This is a genomic window from Paraburkholderia sp. BL17N1, assembly GCF_003634175.1.
Taxonomy (GTDB): domain Bacteria; phylum Pseudomonadota; class Gammaproteobacteria; order Burkholderiales; family Burkholderiaceae; genus Paraburkholderia.
Genome location: NZ_RBIW01000001.1, coordinates 2,501,061 through 2,518,576, shown reverse-complemented (window position 1 = coordinate 2,518,576; position 17,516 = coordinate 2,501,061). Strand labels below are relative to the sequence as shown.

Sequence of the window (17,516 nt, the reverse complement as noted above, 5' to 3'; positions counted from 1 at the left end):
ATCGCATCGGGTATTCCATTCATCTAAAAATTGCGCTCGCCATGCCACACGCCCTGATTGTTGAAGACGATCCTAATAGCCTGTCAGGCCTGTCGGCCATCCTCGCGGCCGACGGCTTTTCCGTCGACACCGCGACGACGATCGCAGAGGCCCGAGCCGCATTGGCGCGCTTCATTCCCGACGTCGTGCTGGTCGACCTGAATCTGCCGGACGGCAGCGGGCTCGACCTGCTGCAGCATCTGCCCGCTCATCCGCCCGGTGGCGCCCTGCCCGTGATCGTGATGACCGGCAATGCGACGGTGGAAAGCGCGATCGAAGGTTTGCGCCACGGCATCTGGGACTACCTGCTCAAGCCGGTCAACATTCCGCGTTTGCGCAGCTTGCTCGCACGCATCCCGCGCCCGTACGAACTGACCGAGGAAGTGCAGACGCTACGCGCGTCGCTGCGTCAACTCGGCCGTTTCGGCTCGATGCTTGGCCGCAGCGGTGCGATCCAGCACGTCTACGACACGATCGAACATATCGCGCCGACTGAAGCCGCCGTGCTGATTTCCGGCGAAACCGGCACCGGCAAGCAAATCGCGGCGCGCACGATGCACGACATGAGCCGGCGCCGCAAAGGTCCGTTCATCACGCTCGACTGCCGGAGCGCGAACAGCGCGGCCGCGCAACGCTCGCTCGAAAGCCAGCTGTTCGGTCACGAACGCGGTGCGTTCAACGGCGCCGAGCAGCGCGAACCGGGCCTGTTCGAACAGGCGAGCGGCGGCACGCTGTTCATCGAGGAAATCGCCGAATTGCCGCGCGCCCAGCAGGAAGCCCTGCTGCGCGCGCTCGACTCGCAGACCTTCATGCGGGTCGGCGGCACGAATCAGGTGGTGACGGACTTCCGTCTGATCGCGTCGACGCGGAAGGCGCCGCGCGCGGCGGTAGCCGACGGCAGCCTGCACGAAGACCTGTCGCTGCGCCTCGAAGCCGCCGCCGTCACGCTGCCGCCGCTGCGCGAACGCGGTGAGGATCCGGCGTTGATCGCCCAGGCGGTCGTCGACGAGTTGAATCACGAAGGCTTGACGCGCGGCACGGCGGAGGTCGCCAAGCAGGTCGCGCCGAATTTCCTGCGCGAGTGTCTCGCTTATGAATGGCCAGGCAATGTGCGTGAGCTGCAGGAGCGTGTGCGGCGCGCGTATCACGCGTCCGGCGACGTGCTGGAGTCGTTGCGCGCCGACGAGGCCGGCTCGGCGAATGGCCGCGATCTGAACGGCAGCCGCGTGCAGGTCACCGTGGGCACACCGCTCGCGGACGTCGAGGAAATGCTGATTCGCGCCACGCTCGATGCCGTCGGCGGTACGCGTCACCGGGCGGCGTCGCTGCTGGGCATCAGTCCGAAGACGCTGTACAACAAGCTGCAACGCATGCGTTTGAACTAACAGCCGCAGCGATCGTTTGCGGTTCGCTTTGAGCAAGAAAAACGGCGCCTTCAAATATGAAGGCGCCGTTTTTTTTGCGGCACTTGCCGAGTGGCTACGCTGCCCTATGCAAATGCGCTACGCAGCAGCGCCTGCGCTTGCAGATATTGCGGATCGGCGACCAGCTTGCTCCACTTCAACGCTTTGCCGCGCGGCCGCATGCGCTGCAAGCGCCGTTGCGATTCCTTCGACGGCGTGAAGCGCAGCGCATCCAGCACCTTCTCCGCTTCGGCCGGCTGATTGCAGATCAGCACCATGTCGCAACCGGCCTGCAGCGCGGCGGTGGCGCCTTCGGTCAAGGTGCCGCCCTGTCGCGCGGCTTCCATCGACAGATCATCGCTGAAAATCGCGCCTTCGAAGCGCAGCTTGCCGCGCAAAATGTCTTGCAGCCAGACACGCGAGAAACCCGCGGGTTTCGAATCGACCTGCGGATAGATCACATGCGCGGGAATCACCGCCCCCAACGACAGGCCGAGCCAGTCGTACGGCGCCACGTCGTCGCGCAGAATCGCCTCGAGCGGACGGTCGTCTACCGGCATGGCGACATGCGAATCCGCCTGTGCGAAACCGTGCCCCGGAAAATGCTTGCCGCAATTGCTCATGCCGGCCAGCGCGAGCCCGTGGTTCAGGCTCTTGGCAAGCAATGCCACCACACGCGGATCGCGGTGGAACGAGCGGTCGCCGATCACCTGCGATTGGCCGTAGTTCAGATCGAGTACCGGCGTAAAGCTCATGTCGATGCCGCACGCGCGCAGTTCCGTCGCGAGGATATAGCCGATGGCCGTCGTCACTTTGGTCGCGTGCAGCACGTCACTGTCCCACAACGTGCCGAGCTTGCCCATTGCGGGCAGCACGGTGAAACCGTCGGTGCGGAAGCGCTGCACGCGCCCGCCTTCGTGATCGACGGCGATCAGCAAATCGTCGCGAATGCCGCGGATCGAATCGGTCAGCGCAATCAGTTGCGCGCGGCTCTCATAGTGGCGCGCGAACAGGATCACGCCGCCGGTCATCGGATGGGCAAGGCGGCGTTTGTCGTCGTCGTTCAGCGTTGTGCCGACCACGTCGAGCATCACCGGTCCGGGAATGGTTTTCATCGATTAGCGTTGGAAAAAAGCTTTGGAGCAAGGAGAGACGCGGCAGACTCTCGCCGCGTTCAAGGTATTTTTTATTCGGCGGCGGTGTCGGGCGTACCCGCTTGCGCGGTTTCCGCAATCACGAACGACACCGCGTAGTCGCGTTCGTCACTGATCGTCACGCGCGCCGTGATGCCGCGCGCGTCGAGCCACTCGGCCAGTTCGCCGGACGCGACCACCATCGGCTCGCCGCTCGGCTTGTTGAGCGTTTGCAGCGCGCGCCAGGTCATCGGCCAATGCATGCCGAGGCCGATCGCTTTCGAAAACGCTTCTTTCGCCGAGAACCGCGTGGCGAGAAACGCAAGACCACGCGTCGCCGAACGCGCATGACGCGCGTGATAGACACGCAGTTCGTCCGGACCGAGCACCTTCTCGGCGAAGCGGCCGTTGGTGCGCGTCATGACCGCGGCCACGCGGCTGACCTGGACGATGTCCGTGCCGATCCCGTAGATTGCCATGGGCGGGCCGCCGTACTACGCGCGCGCGCCGAGACGCGCGGCGACCATGATCGCCTTCATCTCGCGCACTGCGTTATCCCAGCCGGCGAAGATCGCGTGCGCGACGATCGCGTGGCCAATATTCAGTTCGTCGATGCCTTCGATCGCGGCGATCTGCTGGACGTTCGTGTAGTGCAGACCGTGGCCGGCGTTGACCTTGATGCCGAGCGTCCTGCCGAATTCCACGGCGCGCACCACGCGCTCGAATTCACGCTGCTGTTCGGCGGGATCGTGGGCTTCGGCGTAGCGGCCGGTGTGCAGTTCGATCACCGGCGCGCCGGCTTCGTGCGCGGCGCGAATCTGCGTTTCGTCCGGATCGATAAAGAGCGACACGCGCGAGTTCGCGTCGGCAAGTTGCTTGCACGCGGCGCGCACGGCTTCGAACTGGCCGGCGACGTCGAGCCCGCCTTCGGTCGTCAGTTCCTGACGCTTTTCCGGCACGAGGCACACGTCGTGAGGCTGCACTTCACAGGCGATGTCGAGCATTTCCTGCGTGACCGCGCATTCGAGATTCATGCGCGTCTTCAGGAGCGGGCGCAGCTTGCGCACGTCGGCGTCGACGATATGGCGGCGATCTTCACGCAGATGCAGCGTGATGACGTCCGCGCCGGCCTCTTCGGCCATCAGCGCGGCGCGGATCGGATCGGGATACGAGGTGCCGCGCGCGTTGCGCAGCGTAGCGACGTGATCGATGTTCACGCCCAGATCAATCACATTCGGCGACGTAAGAAAGAAGCTCATAAGTTCTGCAAGTCGATCAGGATCTGGCGCGTCGCGAGCGGCGTGCCGCCAAGGTAGGTGTTGAGCAGAAAGCGCATCAGCGTTTTGCTTTGCGCCACGGTCTGCGCTCGATGGTAATCGTCCTGCTCCATGTCGAGCAAGGTTTGACCCGCGATCACCGGCCAAAGCGCTGGCAGATCGTCGGAGGCTTCGCGCACGCCGCGCTCCGGATCGAACACATAGCGGCCTTCGGCCAGCACCGCTTTGCGCGCGACGGTGCGATCCAGCGCCATCGCGTAGCCGGTTTCGCGCAGTAGCACGCGCTCGAACGAACGCAGCACCTGCACGGGCGGTTCGTCGTGCGCGAGACGAGTCATCGTGACGACGTAGTGATGGAACAGTTGCGGATGCGGATCTTCGCGCGCGCAGAACTTGACCAGCAGTTCGTTCACGTAGAAGCCGCACAGCAGCGCGTCGCCGGCCAGCGGCAACATGCCGCCGACCCATTCGGCGCCGGTCAGCGTACGCACCTCCGACTTGCCCGACCACGACAGCGCGAGCGGCTGGAACGTCTGCAGCACGCCGCGCAGCGCGGAGTGCGGACGCTTCGCGCCCTTCGCAACGAGCGCGAGACGGCCGTGATCGCGCGAGAGCACGTCGATGATCAGACTGGTCTCGCGATACGGATAGCTATGGAGAACGAAGGCGGGCTGCTCCGCGATCCGGTAGTCGGAGGCGGAGGTGCGCGGCGCGCGGCGAGTTGGCGTTTTACGTGGCTCGCCCTCGGCGCCCTGCGCGCTTTTTGTCGATGAAGATTTTCGGGTGCTACGCGCGGGTTTGGACGGCTCGCGTGCCGGCGCGGCCGGCTCCGAATCGTCCGGGTCCGCGTCGGAATTCAGCGTCATCCACGCGTCATTCGTACCCATACGCACGAAGTCCGGCTTCGTTGTCGGCCCAGCCGCTCTTCACCTTGATGAAAGTTTCCAGATACACCGGCCCGTCGAACAGCTTTTCCATATCGAGGCGCGCTTCAGTGCTGATCTGTTTCAGCTTGGCGCCCTTCTGGCCGATGATCATCGCCTTATGCGTATCGCGGTCGACCATGATGGTCGCGAAAATGCGGCGCAGACGCCCCTCGGTTTCAAACTTGTCGATCAGCACGGTGCTGGTGTACGGCAGTTCGTCGCCGGTCCAGCGAAACACTTTTTCGCGCAGGATTTCAGCGGCAAGGAAGCGCTCGCTGCGATCGGTCAGGTCGTCTTCGCCGTAGATCGGCGCGCCTTCCGGCAGGAACGGCTTGACGGTCGCCATCAGACGTTTGATGTCGTCGGGATGTTTCGCAGACAGCGGCACGATTTCGGCGAACTTGTGCAGCGCGCTCACCTGCTGCATGAACGGAAACAGCGAATCCTTATCCGTCACGCGATCGAGCTTGTTCGCGATCAGCAGCGTGGGCACCGACGGCGGAATCAGGTCGAGCACCTTCTGATCGTCCGGGCCGAAACGGCCGGCTTCGATCACGAACAGGATCGCGTCGACGGAAGTCAGCGTGGACGTGACCGCGCGATTCAGCGAACGGTTCAGCGCGCCGCTGTGCTTGGTCTGAAAACCCGGCGTGTCGACGAAAATGTATTGCGCGTCTTCGAGCGTGTGGATGCCCGTGATGCGATGGCGCGTGGTCTGCGCCTTGCGCGACGTGATACTGACTTTCTGGCCGACCAGCGCATTCATGAGCGTGGATTTGCCGACATTGGGACGGCCGACGATTGCGACCATGCCGCAGCGAAAACCAGTGGGAGTGGGAGTGTTCATATTCGGGCTACGGCAAGTTCAGCTCGACGCGCGGGAATGGCGCGCCGATGGCAATCAATGGCCCGCGTCGGCGACGCGCGTTTGCACCGCGTCGGCTACGCCGGGTTCGTGTTCGGTCGGCGCCGCCGCTGCGCTCGGCACGGGCGCGGAGGAAGCCGGGGTCGCCTCGCGGCCGCGGTGTTTATCGACGCTACGGACGGCTGCGGTTTCTGGCCTGGCGTCTGGTTTGCCTTCCGACTGCACGTCGGGTTTGGCTTCGGCAGATTTCGCCTGGGCGAGTTTGGCGTCGGCGGGCTTCGTCTCCGGCAGCCTGGCTTCACCCTTCTCGGCAGTTTTGTCTGCCGGTCTGTCGCTCGCGTCAGCGGCCGTCTTGTCTGCCTTCTCGGCACGCTCGGCTTTGTCCTGTCCGCTGTACTCCACGTGCGCGGCGCGAATCACCGCCAGCGGCGCGAGTGCGGCCGCGAACGCGGGGCGTTCTGGCACCGGTTCCGCCGCGGCAGCCTGCGCGCGCGATTCACCGCGCCCCGCTCCGCGCTCGCTCTTGCGATCCGGACTGCGCAAATCCAGCGCAGCTTGCACGCCCGTTACACCGGGCACGATCTCCGGCTCGGCGTGCTTCGCCGCGCGAGCGCCTTTCGAGCGCTTGGGCTTGGCGACCACGGCGGGCGCCGCAGCCATGACCTCGTCGAGCGCTTTCTTGGCCGCCGCCTGCTCTGCCGCGCGGCGGCTGGCGCCGGAACCAGAGACTTTCACCTCCAGCTTAGGCACCGTGCATTCGACTTCGAATTGCTGATTGTGCGCCGCACCATGCGTCGCGACGACTGTATAAGTCGGCAGCGCGATCTTGTGGCCTTGCAGATACTCCTGCAGCAGCGTCTTGGCATCCTTGCCCAGCGTGCGCGGGTCGATGTGATCCAGAATCGGCACGTAAAGGCGCTTGATGACCGTCTGGGCGGCGTCGAAGCCGCCGTCGAGGAACACTGCGCCCAGCACCGCTTCGAGCGTGTCAGCGAGGATAGAGGGCCGGCGGAAGCCGCCGCTGCGCAACTCGCCTTCGCCAAGCCGCAAGCCTTCTGAAATATTCAGGGCTTGAGCAATTTCGTAAAGCGACTGCTGTTTGACCAGATTGGCGCGGACGCGCGACAGGTCGCCCTCGTCCAGTTTGCCGAAGCGTTGGAACAAAAGCGCAGCCACCGCGCAATTTAGAACAGAATCGCCGAGAAACTCGAGCCGTTCATTATGCGTGGAACTGTGACTGCGGTGCGTTAAAGCCTGGCGCAACAATTCCGCATTGCGAAATTCGTAGCGCAGACGGCTTTCCAACGGAGATAGGGGCATGGGCAGAGTATAACGCGGGCGCCAGACCCGGCGAAAACGCGGGGCGGCCAGCGGAAAAAGCGTGGTGAAGCGACGTTACCGCGGGATCTTAAAGTAGCGTGATAACACGCCGCGGCTCACGTGGCCTGGTGAAGGCCGACTGCGAGTCAACCACGCGGCGTGTCGTGCAATCAATGCACACGAACTCAGTTGAACGAGCCGATGCGTTTCAGATTGCTGAAGTTCATCCAGATGAAAAACGCGCGGCCGACGACATTCTTGTCCGGCGCGAAACCCCAGTAGCGGCTATCCGCGCTGTTATCGCGGTTGTCGCCCATCATGAAGTAGTTGCCCGGCGGCACCTTGCAGATCACGCCGCGTGCGTTGTACGTGCAGTTGTCGCGATACGGATAATCTTCGGCGCCGACGATGAACGGCGGCACGGCGGGATTGTTCAGAATCGCGTTCTTGCGGCCGTCCAGATCCTCTTCGAACTGCTTCGCGTAACCCATGCGTTCGTCGTCGAGGTAATCGGGAAGCGGTGTCTCCGGCACCGGCTTGCCGTTGATCGTGAGCTGCTTGTCCTGATACGCGACGGTGTCGCCCGGCAAGCCGATCACACGCTTGATGTAGTCGACCGATTCGTCTTTCGGGTAACGGAACACCACCACGTCGCCGCGTTGCAGCGGACGGCCTTCGGTGATCTTCGTGTTGGTGATCGGCAGACGGATGCCGTAGTCGAATTTATTCACGAGGATGAAGTCGCCCACCAGCAGCGTCGGCACCATCGAACCCGAAGGAATCTTGAACGGCTCGACCACGAACGAGCGCACCACGAACACCACCAGAATCACCGGGAAAAAGCTCGCCGAATACTCGAGCCACCACGGTTGGCGCAGCTTGTCGTCACGCAGACGTGCGCGCGTTTGCGCCGCGTTTTCGTCGGCGAAACGCTCGCCGATGCGTGCCTGCTGGCGGTCGAACTCGGCGACCGCGGCTTCCGCCGCGCGGCGCCGTTGCGGCACGAAAACCAGTTTGTCTGCGACCCATGCGACGCCCGTCAAAATGACGAGCACAAAAAGAATCAGCGCAAAATTCATAGAGTTCCGTTGTTCGTCTTCGTTGTTCGTCTTATTTGTCTTCGACACGCAGGATCGCGAGGAAAGCCTCTTGCGGAATCTCAACCGATCCCACCTGCTTCATTCGCTTCTTGCCTGCCTTTTGCTTTTCCAGCAGCTTCTTCTTACGTGAGATATCGCCGCCGTAGCATTTTGCCAGCACGTTCTTACGCAACGCTTTAATGTTCTCGCGCGCAATAATATTCGCACCGATGGTGGCCTGAATCGCCACGTCGTACATTTGACGCGGAATCAGCTCACGCATTTTCGACGCCACTTCGCGGCCGCGGTACTGGCTTTGCGAACGGTGCACGATGACCGACAGCGCGTCGACCTTGTCGCCGTTGATCAGCATGTCGACCTTGACGACGTCTGCCGCGCGGTATTCCTTGAACTCGTAATCCATCGACGCGTAGCCGCGCGAGATCGACTTCAGACGATCGAAGAAATCGAGCACGACTTCGCCCATCGGAATTTCGTAGGTCAGTTGCACCTGGCGGCCGTGATACTGCATGTTGATCTGCGTGCCGCGCTTTTGCGTGCACAGCGTGATCACCGAGCCGACGTAGTCTTGCGGCATGTACAGGTTCACGGTGACGATCGGTTCGCGCACCTCTTCGATCTTCGACGGCTCCGGCATCTTGGCCGGATTCTCGACCATGATGGTCGTGCCGTCGCGCTGCAGGACTTCGTACACGACGGTCGGCGCCGTGGTGATCAGGTCCATGTCGAACTCGCGTTCAAGACGTTCCTGCACGATCTCCATATGCAGCAGACCGAGGAAGCCGCAACGGAAACCGAAGCCGAGCGCCTGCGACACTTCAGGCTCGTACATGAGCGAGGCGTCGTTCAGCTTCAGCTTTTCGAGCGAATCGCGCAGCGCGTCGTACTGGTTTGCTTCGACCGGATAGAGACCGGCGAACACCTGCGGCTTCACTTCCTTGAATCCCGGCAGCGGCTCGGCGGCCGGACGGTTCACGAGCGTGACGGTGTCGCCCACCTTCGCCGCAGCCAATTCCTTGATGCCGGCGATGATGAAACCCACCTGCCCGGCCGACAGCGACTCCAGATTCTTCGACTTCGGCGTGAACACGCCGACATGCTCGACCGGATACTGCGCGCCGGTCGCCATCATGCGGATCTTGTCTTTGGGACGCAGCGTACCGTTGACGATACGCACCAGCATCACAACGCCGACGTAGTTGTCGAACCACGAGTCGATGATCAGCGCCTGCAACGGCGCTTCCGGATCGCCCTTGGGCGGCGGCACTTTGGCGATCAGCGCTTCGAGCACGTCTTCGACGCCGAGGCCGGTCTTGGCGCTGCAATGCGTGGCGTCGGTTGCGTCGATGCCGATCACGTCTTCGATTTCGGCGATCGCGTTTTCAGGGTTCGCGGCCGGCAGATCGATCTTGTTGAGCACCGGAATCACGTCGACGCCGAGCTCGATCGCCGTGTAGCAGTTGGCCACGGTTTGCGCTTCCACGCCCTGGCTCGCGTCCACGACCAGCAACGCGCCTTCACATGCGGACAGCGAGCGGCTGACTTCGTACGAGAAGTCGACGTGGCCCGGCGTGTCGATCATGTTCAGGTTGTAGACTTGCCCGTCACGGGCTTTGTATGTCAGTGCGGCGGTTTGTGCCTTGATGGTGATGCCGCGCTCGCGTTCGAGATCCATCGAATCGAGCACTTGAGATTCCATCTCGCGGTCGGACAGGCCGCCGCAAATCTGGATGATGCGATCGGCGAGCGTCGACTTGCCATGGTCGATGTGCGCAATGATCGAGAAGTTACGAATATGATCCATTCAGTGCCGATCAAGCAAAAAAGGCGCGCTCGGACAATAGCGGAGCACGCCTTGTAAGTAGGTGAAAAACCTATCTATTTTAGCCGAAAAGGCTATCGCCCGGCGCATCTTGCGAAGCTCGGGCGGAAAAGACGGCTCAGCAACCAGGTTGCATGGGACCAGAGTAAGGCGCTAAAGCGACAACTCGGGTCGACAGGAGAGACGTGAAGCTCGATGTGAACGGCGCGGCGCTGGCGCTGTGTTCGAACCCTTGAGTCGAACTCAAGGCCTGGCCGCAACCCGGGCGGCGAGCGCGGCACGAACCCGCGCTTCGTCGAGGCGATAGTGACACAGTTCGACGCCGTCGCAGACCAGAACCGGCACCAGTTCGTTGTAACGGGCTTCCAGAAAGGGATCGGTGTCGACGTCGATCACCTGGACCTGTGCGCCGAATTCGGCCAGCAAGGGCTCGAGCGCGGCACGCAGGTCGTCGCAAAGGTGGCACCACGCGCGCCCGTAGAGCGTGAGCGGCGCCGCCTTCGTCATTTCTGGACGCTGCGCGGCCGGACCGGCACGAACTGCGTGTTCTCGCCGCGGCGAACCAGCAGCGCGACCATCTTCTGCGGATCGAGGTGCGAACTCACCTCGTCGAACTGCTTCGCACTGGTGATGTCCGTATCGCCCACCCGCAGGATGATGTCGCCCTTCTGCAAGCCGACACGCGCTGCGGGACCGTCCGCGGCGTCGATCTGCACGCCGTTGCGCAGCTTCAGCGCCTTCAACTGGTCGGCGGGGATATCGCTGACGGCCACACCCAGCGCGTTGGTAGCGCGCTGCTTCGGCGGCTGCGGTTTTTTCTGATCCGCCTTTGCCGATTTGTCCGGCTGCATTTCGGCGATCGTCACCGGCAGATCGCGCGTCTGGCCCTTGCGCCAGATCGTGATCGTCGACTTGGTGCCCGGTTTTGTGTCGCCAACCATGCGCGGCAGGTCCGTTGCCGTGTCGACCGAATGGCCGTTGAACTTCAGGATAATGTCGCCCGGCTGCACGCCGGCTTTGTCCGCCGGGCCGCCCGGTTCGACGCTGCTGACCAGCGCGCCCTGCGCCTTCGGCAGGCCGAGCGAGTCGGCCACGTCTTTGGTCACTTCGCCAATCGCTACCGCGATCCGCCCGCGCACGACCTTACCCGACGCCTTCAGCTGATCGGCCACGCGCATGGCTTCGTCGATCGGAATCGCGAACGAGATGCCCATGAAACCGCCCGTGCGGCTGTAGATCTGCGAGTTGATGCCGATCACCTCGCCCTGCATATTGATCAGCGGACCGCCCGAATTGCCCGGATTGACGGCCACGTCGGTCTGGATGAACGGCAGATAATCGCCCGTATCGCGCCCCTTGGCGCTGACGATGCCGGCCGTCACCGTGTTCTCGAGACCGAACGGCGAACCGATCGCCACGACCCACTCGCCCACGCGCACCTTGTTCGAGTCGCCGATTGTAATGGTCGGCAGATTGGCGGCGCTGATCTTCACGACGGCGACGTCGGTCCGATCGTCCACGCCGATCAGCTTCGCCTTGAACTCGCGCTTGTCGGTGAGTGTGACGTAAATGGTGTCCGCGTCGTCGATGACGTGCGCGTTGGTCATCACGTAGCCGTCCGCCGACAGAATGAAGCCCGAGCCGACGCCGCTGTTCTGCTCGGCATCGCTGTTATCCGGCAAGTCCTGACTGCCGCCACTGCCGCCGTTGTCACCACCACGCGGCGAACCCGGCGCACCGGGGGATTGCGGCGACTGCGGCAACGGAATGCCGAAGAAGCGCCGGAAAAACTCTGACATGTCGCCGTCGTCCATACCCGGCGGCAAACCGCCGCGAGCACCGCTGTTCGACACGCGTGTAGTCGTGCGAATGTTGACGACCGCCGGGCCGACCTTGTCGACCAGATCAGTGAAGTCGGGCAGATTGGCGGCCGGAGCCGCCGACGCCGTATGCGGTACGAGCGGCAAACAAGCCGCCACCACCGCGGCCGCGAGGAATTTGCGCACCGAGAAAGTCGTCATATCGTAGCAAGCCGAGGGATTCAGGATTCGGAGGATTACTTCGGAGCTTTGTATTCTATGGCAGACGCAAATTGCTGCAATGTGGCCTGGGGCACTTCACCAAGCAGAGTAATCCAGAAGTCGCCGCGACGCTTGACGAGCACGTGTGTGGCGCCGCTGCTGCCCGCGCCTTCCTTGCGCGTGTTGTTTTCGACCGGTTCGACGAATACCGAAATGGCTGCGAGGCCGTCGGAGAACACCGCCTGGTCCACCGGAATGGTCGGCTGACCCGGATCGCGCGCGGCCATGGGACGGCGCAGTTCACGAATCTTGCGGAAGCCCGGCACCGTCGGCGTGATTTGCCAACCTTGCGCGGCCATGTCCACCGGCTCGACCGGCGGACGCACCACGGTCCACCCCGCCGTATTACGAATACCATTGACGATGCCGGCCTTGTCGACCGGCACGCCGATGCGAATCTGGGAAAACGACAGTTGCTCGAGCACCTGACCATTCGGGTCAAGCGTCTGGGCACGCAGCAGAAGGCCGGTTTTCTTGTCGGCCCACAGCTTGTACGCAAAGCGATACGCGTCTTTCGGATCGAGTTCGATCACTTGGCTGTCGACGCCCGCGACGCGGTCGTCGCCGAGCAGCTTGGGCTCGTAAACCGACAACACCTGCTCGCCGCTCACCGCTAGCAGCGCCGGAAATGAATCCTTATTCTGACGCTTCTCGACGACGCACAAGTGCCGCTCCGGCACGAACGTGTAGAGCTCTTCGTTATGACGCAGCATTTTTCGCGGCTTGCCGTCGAGGCTTTCGAGTTGCTCGAATTCGCCGTCCGCACGGGTCGCGTAGTGCGCGATCCGCGACGTCTGAACGAAATTGCCGCGCTGGTAGACGAACGCGCCCTCGTAATTCTGCTGTTGCGCAGCCTGATGGATGCGATCGAGCAGATCCGCGGCCGTGCGACGGGCAACGAGCGGGTCGTCAGTTTGTGCAAAGACCCGCGGTGTAGCGGACAACAATACGGCTGCGCAGAACAGAAATGCCGGCAGCCGCCCCCAGATAGTCGTTTTATTCAACCGCGGAGTCTGCATCAAACTATTGGCCTTGCGTAGAAACGGCGGCAGCGCGAATCAGCGGCATCGAGCCCGGCATGACCGGTTGTTGCGCGAATTGCTGGTGAGCTTCCAGATACTGGTCGAGACTTGCGTCGCGAATGATGTTGGCGTCTTGCGCGACCGGCTGGACCGCCGCCGGCGCCATCGCCACGCGTTGCAGCGAGTCGCCATGCTGAACCGAGGCCAGCTGCGACGCACCCGGACCGCTCGGCACACCTTGCAGTTGCGGCACGACGATCCACGTCAGCGTGGCGGCCGCAGCCGCGACGGCAAACGCCGGCACGACCCGGCGACGCAACGCCAGCAAACGACGCGCAACCGGCATGGCGGCGGGCGCCAGCACGTGCGGTTCGTTGTCGAGGCGCGCGGCGAAACCGCTGAGAAACGCGCTGCTCGCCGCCGGGCTGATCGCCAGATCGTCGGAACGCAACGCGTCGCCGATCAGGTGATAGCTCGACCAGGCGGCGCGATCCTCGCCGTTCAGCCCAGAAATAAATGTGTCCAGATTCAGATGCTCTTCGCCGAACAGCTCACCGTCGACAAAAGCGGACAGACGCTCGCCGCGCGAGCTGGCTTGCGATTGCATCGAGACCGACCCCATGATGCTCCCCATCTTACAAATACCCCGTAGTGACACCACTAATCCAGATATTGCACCCGCGCCCCATCTAGCAGCGCTGGTGGTTTACCAGCGCTTGCCTTCGGGTGTGTCAAGCAACGGACGCAATTTTGCCGCAATGGCTTCGCGAGCGCGGAAAATTCGCGATCTGACTGTGCCGATTGGGCAACCCATCATCTCAGCGATTTCCTCGTAACTCAAACCTTCAATTTCACGAAGAGTAATGGCGGTGCGCAACTCTTCCGGTAAAACCGCCATCGCAGCATTGACCGTCTCAGCGATCTGCTTGCTCATCAACATCGACTCAGGCGTGTTGATATCCCTTAGTTGGTCCGCGTCCGAGAAAGTTTCAGCTTCTTCAGCATCTGCTTCGGTCGAGGTCGGCGCGCGTCGCCCTTGGGTGGCAAGGTAGTTCTTTGCCGTGTTCACGGCAATCCGGTACAACCACGTATAAAAGGCCGATTCGCCGCGAAACTGCGGCAACGCCCGGTAGGCCTTGATAAAGGCGTCCTGAGCGACGTCTTCTACCTCGGCGGGGTCCCGCACGAGACGCGAGATCAGCCGGAGAATCTTGCGGTGGTATTTGGAGACCAGTAGCTCGAACGCGGCCTTGTCGCCCTTCTGGACGCGTTCGACCAGCACCTGATCAATTTCTTTTTCGCTCACCTGATAAATCCGTTAACTATAGGGCGCATGGCGGGGCACCATTGTAGCGTTCCCATCATGAGGGCACGTTACGCCGGTAACAGCGGTTACAGTCGTTACAGTCAGGCGCCGGCGCCACGCCGGCCCAGCACCGCCAGTTCCCGGAAGATGGGCGCCGGGAGTGCGTCGGCGGCTAGCAGCAGAGTGCGTGAGCGGCCCTGCTCCGGCAGCAGCGCCAGAATCAGCAGGCGGCCGCTCCACTGTGAACAACCGGCAATACGCCCCTGCGCCAGCAGCGCACCCGTCCGGCCCCAGACAGACAGTCCGTCCGGCCCGATTTTCAACGCGACGGGCTGCGCGTGCTCATGCCGGAGCGCGCAAAGCGCGAGCCATGCCCACACGGCGAGCGTCAACGGAACGGCCTGCCACGTGCCAAGGCGCGACGCGAGACAAGCAAAGACGGCCGATGTCGCCGTCAGAACGAAAACCCCTAACGCAGCCCAGACGGCGACGGAGCGCCGCAGCGCAATCCGCTGCGGCGCTCCGTCGGGCTGGGCCGATTCAGGGGAAAGCGCCGGCACAGCCGGCGCCGTTGACTGACGCGTCACCAACTATCGGGCGATCAGGCGCGCTTGAAGACCAGCGTGCCGTTCGTGCCGCCGAACCCGAACGAGTTCTTCAGCGCGACGTCGATCTTCATCTCCCGCGCGGTGTTGGCGCAGTAATCCAGATCGCAGGCCGGATCCTGATTGAAGATGTTGATGGTCGGCGGCGACACCTGATGATGCACGGCCAGCACGGTAAACACCGACTCCAGACCGCCGGCGCCGCCCAACAGGTGACCCGTCATCGACTTGGTCGAGTTCACCACCATGTCTTTGGCGTGATCGCCGAACGCGCGCTTGATGCCGGTGGTTTCAGCCAGATCGCCGAGCGGCGTGGACGTGCCGTGCGCGTTCAGGTAATTCACCTGATCCGTGTTGACGCCCGCGTTCTTCAACGCGGCCAGCATGCAGCGGCGAGCGCCGTCGCCGTCTTCCAGCGGCGCGGTCATGTGATAGGCGTCGCCGCTCATCCCATAGCCGCTGACTTCGGCGTAAATCTTCGCGCCGCGTGCTTTCGCGTGTTCGTACTCTTCGAGCACCATCACACCCGCACCCTCGCCCAGCACGAAACCGTCGCGATCCTTGTCCCACGGACGGCTCGCGGTTGCCGGATCGTCATTGCGTTGCGACAGCGCGCGCGCCGCCGCAAAGCCGCCGATACCGAGCGGCGATACGGTCGATTCCGCGCCGCCCGCGATCATCACGTCGGCGTCGCCGTATTCGATCAGGCGCGAAGCCTCGCCGATACAGTGCAGGCCGGTGGTACACGCCGTCACGATCGCCAGATTCGGACCCTTGATGCCGAACTTGATCGACAGATGGCCAGAGATCATGTTGATGATCGACGCCGGCACGAAGAACGGCGAAATGCGGCGCGGGCCGCGATTGAGCAGTTCGGTTTGCGTCACTTCGATCATCGGCAAACCGCCGATGCCCGAACCCACCACCACACCGATACGCTCCGAATTCTCGTCGGTGACTTCGAGGCCGCTGTCCTGCATCGCCTGGATGCCTGCAGCCACGCCGTAATGGATGAACGTATCCATGTGGCGCGCTTCCTTACCGGGGATGTAGTCCTCGATATTGAAGCCCTTCACCTCGCCGGCGAAACGAGTCGAGAAGTTCGACGCATCGAACTTCGTGATATTGGCAATACCCGACTTGCCGGCGACCAGATTGGCCCAGCCGTCGGCAACATTATTGCCAACAGGCGAAATCAGCCCCAGGCCTGTAACAACAACACGACGGCGGCTCACGGTAACCCCTTTTTCATAGATGACAAAAGCAAAAGCCACAGCGGCCACAGGAACCTGCCCTGTATGCCCTGTGGCTGTTTAACTCGGCAATCGCGCGAAACTCTGCGCTGTCGACATCGCTAGCTCCTGCTTGGCAAAACGCGCGGCAAAAAGCACCAACCCTGCTGGCGTCGGCAACCGACACGGCAGGGCGTCATACGCCGCCAACGCAGAAACGCGGGCGCGAATGACCTTAGGCCTTGACGTTCGCGCGAGCGTAGTCGATCGCTTGCTGAACGGTGGTGATCTTCTCGGCTTCTTCATCCGGAATTTCCATGCCGAATTCGTCTTCGAGGGCCATCACGAGTTCAACGGTGTCGAGCGAGTCGGCGCCGAGGTCGTTCACGAACGAAGCTTCGTTCTTGATCTCAGCTTCTGCAACGCCCAGTTGTTCTGCGACGATCTTCTTGACGCGCTGTTCGATATTGTCCATTACCCCTCCAAGGGAAAAGAAGTTCAAAAATACAGGTGCGCGCATTTTATCAGGTTTGACCCGGCAAAAAAGCGGCGCATCGGGTTGCTGTCAAGGCATACGCCTTACGCATTTACAAACGCATCAAGGCGCGGATAGTAACCGAATTTGGTTACGACATGTACATTCCGCCGTTCACATGCAGTGTCGTGCCGGTGATATAGCCGGCTTGCGGCGATGCCAGAAACGCCACGGCGTGCGCGATATCTTCCGGAGTGCCGAGGCGGCCCAGCGGAATCTGCGTTTTCAGCGCCGTTTGTTGCTCTTCCGGCAGAGTCTTGGTCATGTCGGTGTCGATGAAACCCGGCGCGACGCAGTTGACCGTGATGCCGCGGCTGCCGATCTCGCGTGCGAGCGCGCGCGTCATGCCCGCCACGCCCGCTTTCGCGGCGGCGTAATTGATCTGCCCTGGGTTGCCGGCCGAGCCGACCACCGACGTGATATTGATGATGCGGCCGCCCTTCGCCTTCATCATGGGACGCAGCACCGCGCGCGACAGACGGAATACCGACTTGAGGTTGGTGTCGACCACCGCGTCCCAATCGTCGTCCTTCATGCGCATGGCGAGCTGATCCTGCGTGATGCCGGCGTTATTCACCAGCACGTGCAGCGCACCGAATTCCTTCACCGTGCCATCGATCAGCGCTTCCGCCGCAGCCGCGTCGTTGACGTTGAGCACTGCACCGCGACCGTTCACCCCGGCTGCGTTAAACGCTTCGCTGATGGCGGTCGCCCCGCTTTCGCTGGTCGCCGTGCCGATCACCGTCGCGCCCTGGCGCGCCAGTTCCATGGCGATCGCACGGCCAATGCCGCGCGAGGCGCCAGTGACGATTGCAATCTGCTTGTCGAGAGTCTTTTCCATCTGTCAGTC

At 62.6% G+C, this 17,516-nt stretch carries 18 protein-coding genes; 1 reads left to right on the top strand and 17 read right to left on the bottom strand.

What is annotated here, in order from left to right:
- Positions 1–41 precede the first annotated feature (41 nt).
- Positions 42–1,424, top strand: coding sequence for a sigma-54 dependent transcriptional regulator (locus B0G82_RS11400; protein WP_121308660.1), 1,383 nt, complete (start codon positions 42–44; stop codon positions 1,422–1,424).
- A gap of 104 nt (positions 1,425–1,528) precedes the next feature.
- Here B0G82_RS11400 and nagZ read toward each other — a convergent pair whose 3' ends face one another.
- The 17 genes from nagZ to fabG all read right to left on the bottom strand — a co-directional run bounded on the left by nagZ (position 1,529) and on the right by fabG (position 17,507).
- A complete protein-coding gene (gene nagZ, locus B0G82_RS11395) occupies positions 1,529–2,557 on the bottom strand; it encodes a beta-N-acetylhexosaminidase (RefSeq protein WP_121307421.1) in 1,029 nt (342 codons plus the stop codon).
- 71 nt (positions 2,558–2,628) lie between these two features.
- Positions 2,629–3,054, bottom strand: a complete 426-nt coding sequence (gene acpS / locus B0G82_RS11390; RefSeq protein WP_121307420.1) for a holo-ACP synthase — start codon at positions 3,052–3,054, stop codon at positions 2,629–2,631.
- Positions 3,055–3,069: 15 nt separating this feature from the next.
- The gene (pdxJ, locus tag B0G82_RS11385) at positions 3,070–3,834 is read right to left on the bottom strand and encodes a pyridoxine 5'-phosphate synthase (RefSeq protein ID WP_106283753.1); all 765 of its coding nucleotides are present in this window, start codon (positions 3,832–3,834) and stop codon (positions 3,070–3,072) included.
- A complete protein-coding gene (gene recO / locus B0G82_RS11380) occupies positions 3,831–4,739 on the bottom strand; it encodes a DNA repair protein RecO (RefSeq protein WP_121307419.1) in 909 nt (302 codons plus the stop codon). Before recO ends, pdxJ begins: the two co-directional genes overlap by 4 nt.
- Entirely contained in the window at positions 4,726–5,625 is a 900-nt protein-coding gene (gene era, locus B0G82_RS11375; protein ID WP_116117972.1) for a GTPase Era, read from the bottom strand. Before era ends, recO begins: the two co-directional genes overlap by 14 nt.
- Positions 5,626–5,679: 54 nt before the next feature.
- Positions 5,680–6,963 carry a ribonuclease III gene (gene rnc, locus B0G82_RS11370; RefSeq protein ID WP_121307418.1) on the bottom strand — a complete coding sequence of 428 codons (1,284 nt, stop codon included), beginning with the start codon at positions 6,961–6,963 and terminating at the stop codon, positions 5,680–5,682.
- A gap of 185 nt (positions 6,964–7,148) precedes the next feature.
- The gene (gene lepB, locus B0G82_RS11365) at positions 7,149–8,042 is read right to left on the bottom strand and encodes a signal peptidase I (protein WP_121307417.1); all 894 of its coding nucleotides are present in this window, start codon (positions 8,040–8,042) and stop codon (positions 7,149–7,151) included.
- A 31-nt stretch (positions 8,043–8,073) separates the two neighbouring features.
- Positions 8,074–9,867 (bottom strand): translation elongation factor 4, encoded by a 1,794-nt coding sequence (gene lepA, locus B0G82_RS11360; protein ID WP_106283758.1) that lies wholly within the window; start codon positions 9,865–9,867, stop codon positions 8,074–8,076.
- 261 nt (positions 9,868–10,128) lie between these two features.
- Positions 10,129–10,392 carry a glutaredoxin family protein gene (locus B0G82_RS11355; RefSeq protein WP_121307416.1) on the bottom strand — a complete coding sequence of 88 codons (264 nt, stop codon included), beginning with the start codon at positions 10,390–10,392 and terminating at the stop codon, positions 10,129–10,131.
- A complete protein-coding gene (locus B0G82_RS11350) occupies positions 10,389–11,906 on the bottom strand; it encodes a DegQ family serine endoprotease (RefSeq protein ID WP_106283760.1) in 1,518 nt (505 codons plus the stop codon). Before B0G82_RS11350 ends, B0G82_RS11355 begins: the two co-directional genes overlap by 4 nt.
- A gap of 35 nt (positions 11,907–11,941) precedes the next feature.
- Positions 11,942–12,985 carry a MucB/RseB C-terminal domain-containing protein gene (locus tag B0G82_RS11345; RefSeq protein ID WP_121308659.1) on the bottom strand — a complete coding sequence of 348 codons (1,044 nt, stop codon included), beginning with the start codon at positions 12,983–12,985 and terminating at the stop codon, positions 11,942–11,944.
- Between the two features lie 4 nt (positions 12,986–12,989).
- Positions 12,990–13,610 carry a sigma-E factor negative regulatory protein gene (locus B0G82_RS11340; RefSeq protein ID WP_121307415.1) on the bottom strand — a complete coding sequence of 207 codons (621 nt, stop codon included), beginning with the start codon at positions 13,608–13,610 and terminating at the stop codon, positions 12,990–12,992.
- A gap of 84 nt (positions 13,611–13,694) precedes the next feature.
- Positions 13,695–14,294: an RNA polymerase sigma factor RpoE gene (rpoE, locus tag B0G82_RS11335; protein WP_006051939.1), complete on the bottom strand. Its 600-nt coding sequence runs from the start codon at positions 14,292–14,294 to the stop codon at positions 13,695–13,697.
- Between the two features lie 101 nt (positions 14,295–14,395).
- Positions 14,396–14,881: a hypothetical protein gene (locus tag B0G82_RS11330; RefSeq protein ID WP_347237067.1), complete on the bottom strand. Its 486-nt coding sequence runs from the start codon at positions 14,879–14,881 to the stop codon at positions 14,396–14,398.
- Between the two features lie 14 nt (positions 14,882–14,895).
- On the bottom strand, positions 14,896–16,134 hold the full coding sequence (gene fabF / locus B0G82_RS11325) for a beta-ketoacyl-ACP synthase II (RefSeq protein ID WP_106310111.1): 1,239 nt from the start codon (positions 16,132–16,134) through the stop codon (positions 14,896–14,898).
- A gap of 232 nt (positions 16,135–16,366) precedes the next feature.
- Positions 16,367–16,606: an acyl carrier protein gene (gene acpP / locus B0G82_RS11320; RefSeq protein WP_004197638.1), complete on the bottom strand. Its 240-nt coding sequence runs from the start codon at positions 16,604–16,606 to the stop codon at positions 16,367–16,369.
- A 151-nt stretch (positions 16,607–16,757) separates the two neighbouring features.
- Entirely contained in the window at positions 16,758–17,507 is a 750-nt protein-coding gene (gene fabG, locus B0G82_RS11315; RefSeq protein ID WP_121307414.1) for a 3-oxoacyl-ACP reductase FabG, read from the bottom strand.
- Positions 17,508–17,516 lie beyond the last annotated feature (9 nt).

Coding starts and splice junctions, on each gene's coding strand:
- acpS (WP_121307420.1), bottom strand. CDS start 3,054: ATGGCAATCTACGGGATCGGCACGGACATCGTCCAGGTCAGCCGCGTG.
- fabG (WP_121307414.1), bottom strand. CDS start 17,507: ATGGAAAAGACTCTCGACAAGCAGATTGCAATCGTCACTGGCGCCTCG.
- B0G82_RS11350 (WP_106283760.1), bottom strand. CDS start 11,906: ATGACGACTTTCTCGGTGCGCAAATTCCTCGCGGCCGCGGTGGTGGCG.
- B0G82_RS11345 (WP_121308659.1), bottom strand. CDS start 12,985: ATGCAGACTCCGCGGTTGAATAAAACGACTATCTGGGGGCGGCTGCCG.
- recO (WP_121307419.1), bottom strand. CDS start 4,739: ATGGGTACGAATGACGCGTGGATGACGCTGAATTCCGACGCGGACCCG.
- B0G82_RS11355 (WP_121307416.1), bottom strand. CDS start 10,392: ATGACGAAGGCGGCGCCGCTCACGCTCTACGGGCGCGCGTGGTGCCAC.
- lepA (WP_106283758.1), bottom strand. CDS start 9,867: ATGGATCATATTCGTAACTTCTCGATCATTGCGCACATCGACCATGGC.
- rnc (WP_121307418.1), bottom strand. CDS start 6,963: ATGCCCCTATCTCCGTTGGAAAGCCGTCTGCGCTACGAATTTCGCAAT.
- lepB (WP_121307417.1), bottom strand. CDS start 8,042: ATGAATTTTGCGCTGATTCTTTTTGTGCTCGTCATTTTGACGGGCGTC.
- B0G82_RS11340 (WP_121307415.1), bottom strand. CDS start 13,610: ATGGGGTCGGTCTCGATGCAATCGCAAGCCAGCTCGCGCGGCGAGCGT.
- pdxJ (WP_106283753.1), bottom strand. CDS start 3,834: ATGAGCTTCTTTCTTACGTCGCCGAATGTGATTGATCTGGGCGTGAAC.
- nagZ (WP_121307421.1), bottom strand. CDS start 2,557: ATGAAAACCATTCCCGGACCGGTGATGCTCGACGTGGTCGGCACAACG.
- B0G82_RS11400 (WP_121308660.1), top strand. CDS start 42: ATGCCACACGCCCTGATTGTTGAAGACGATCCTAATAGCCTGTCAGGC.
- era (WP_116117972.1), bottom strand. CDS start 5,625: ATGAACACTCCCACTCCCACTGGTTTTCGCTGCGGCATGGTCGCAATC.
- acpP (WP_004197638.1), bottom strand. CDS start 16,606: ATGGACAATATCGAACAGCGCGTCAAGAAGATCGTCGCAGAACAACTG.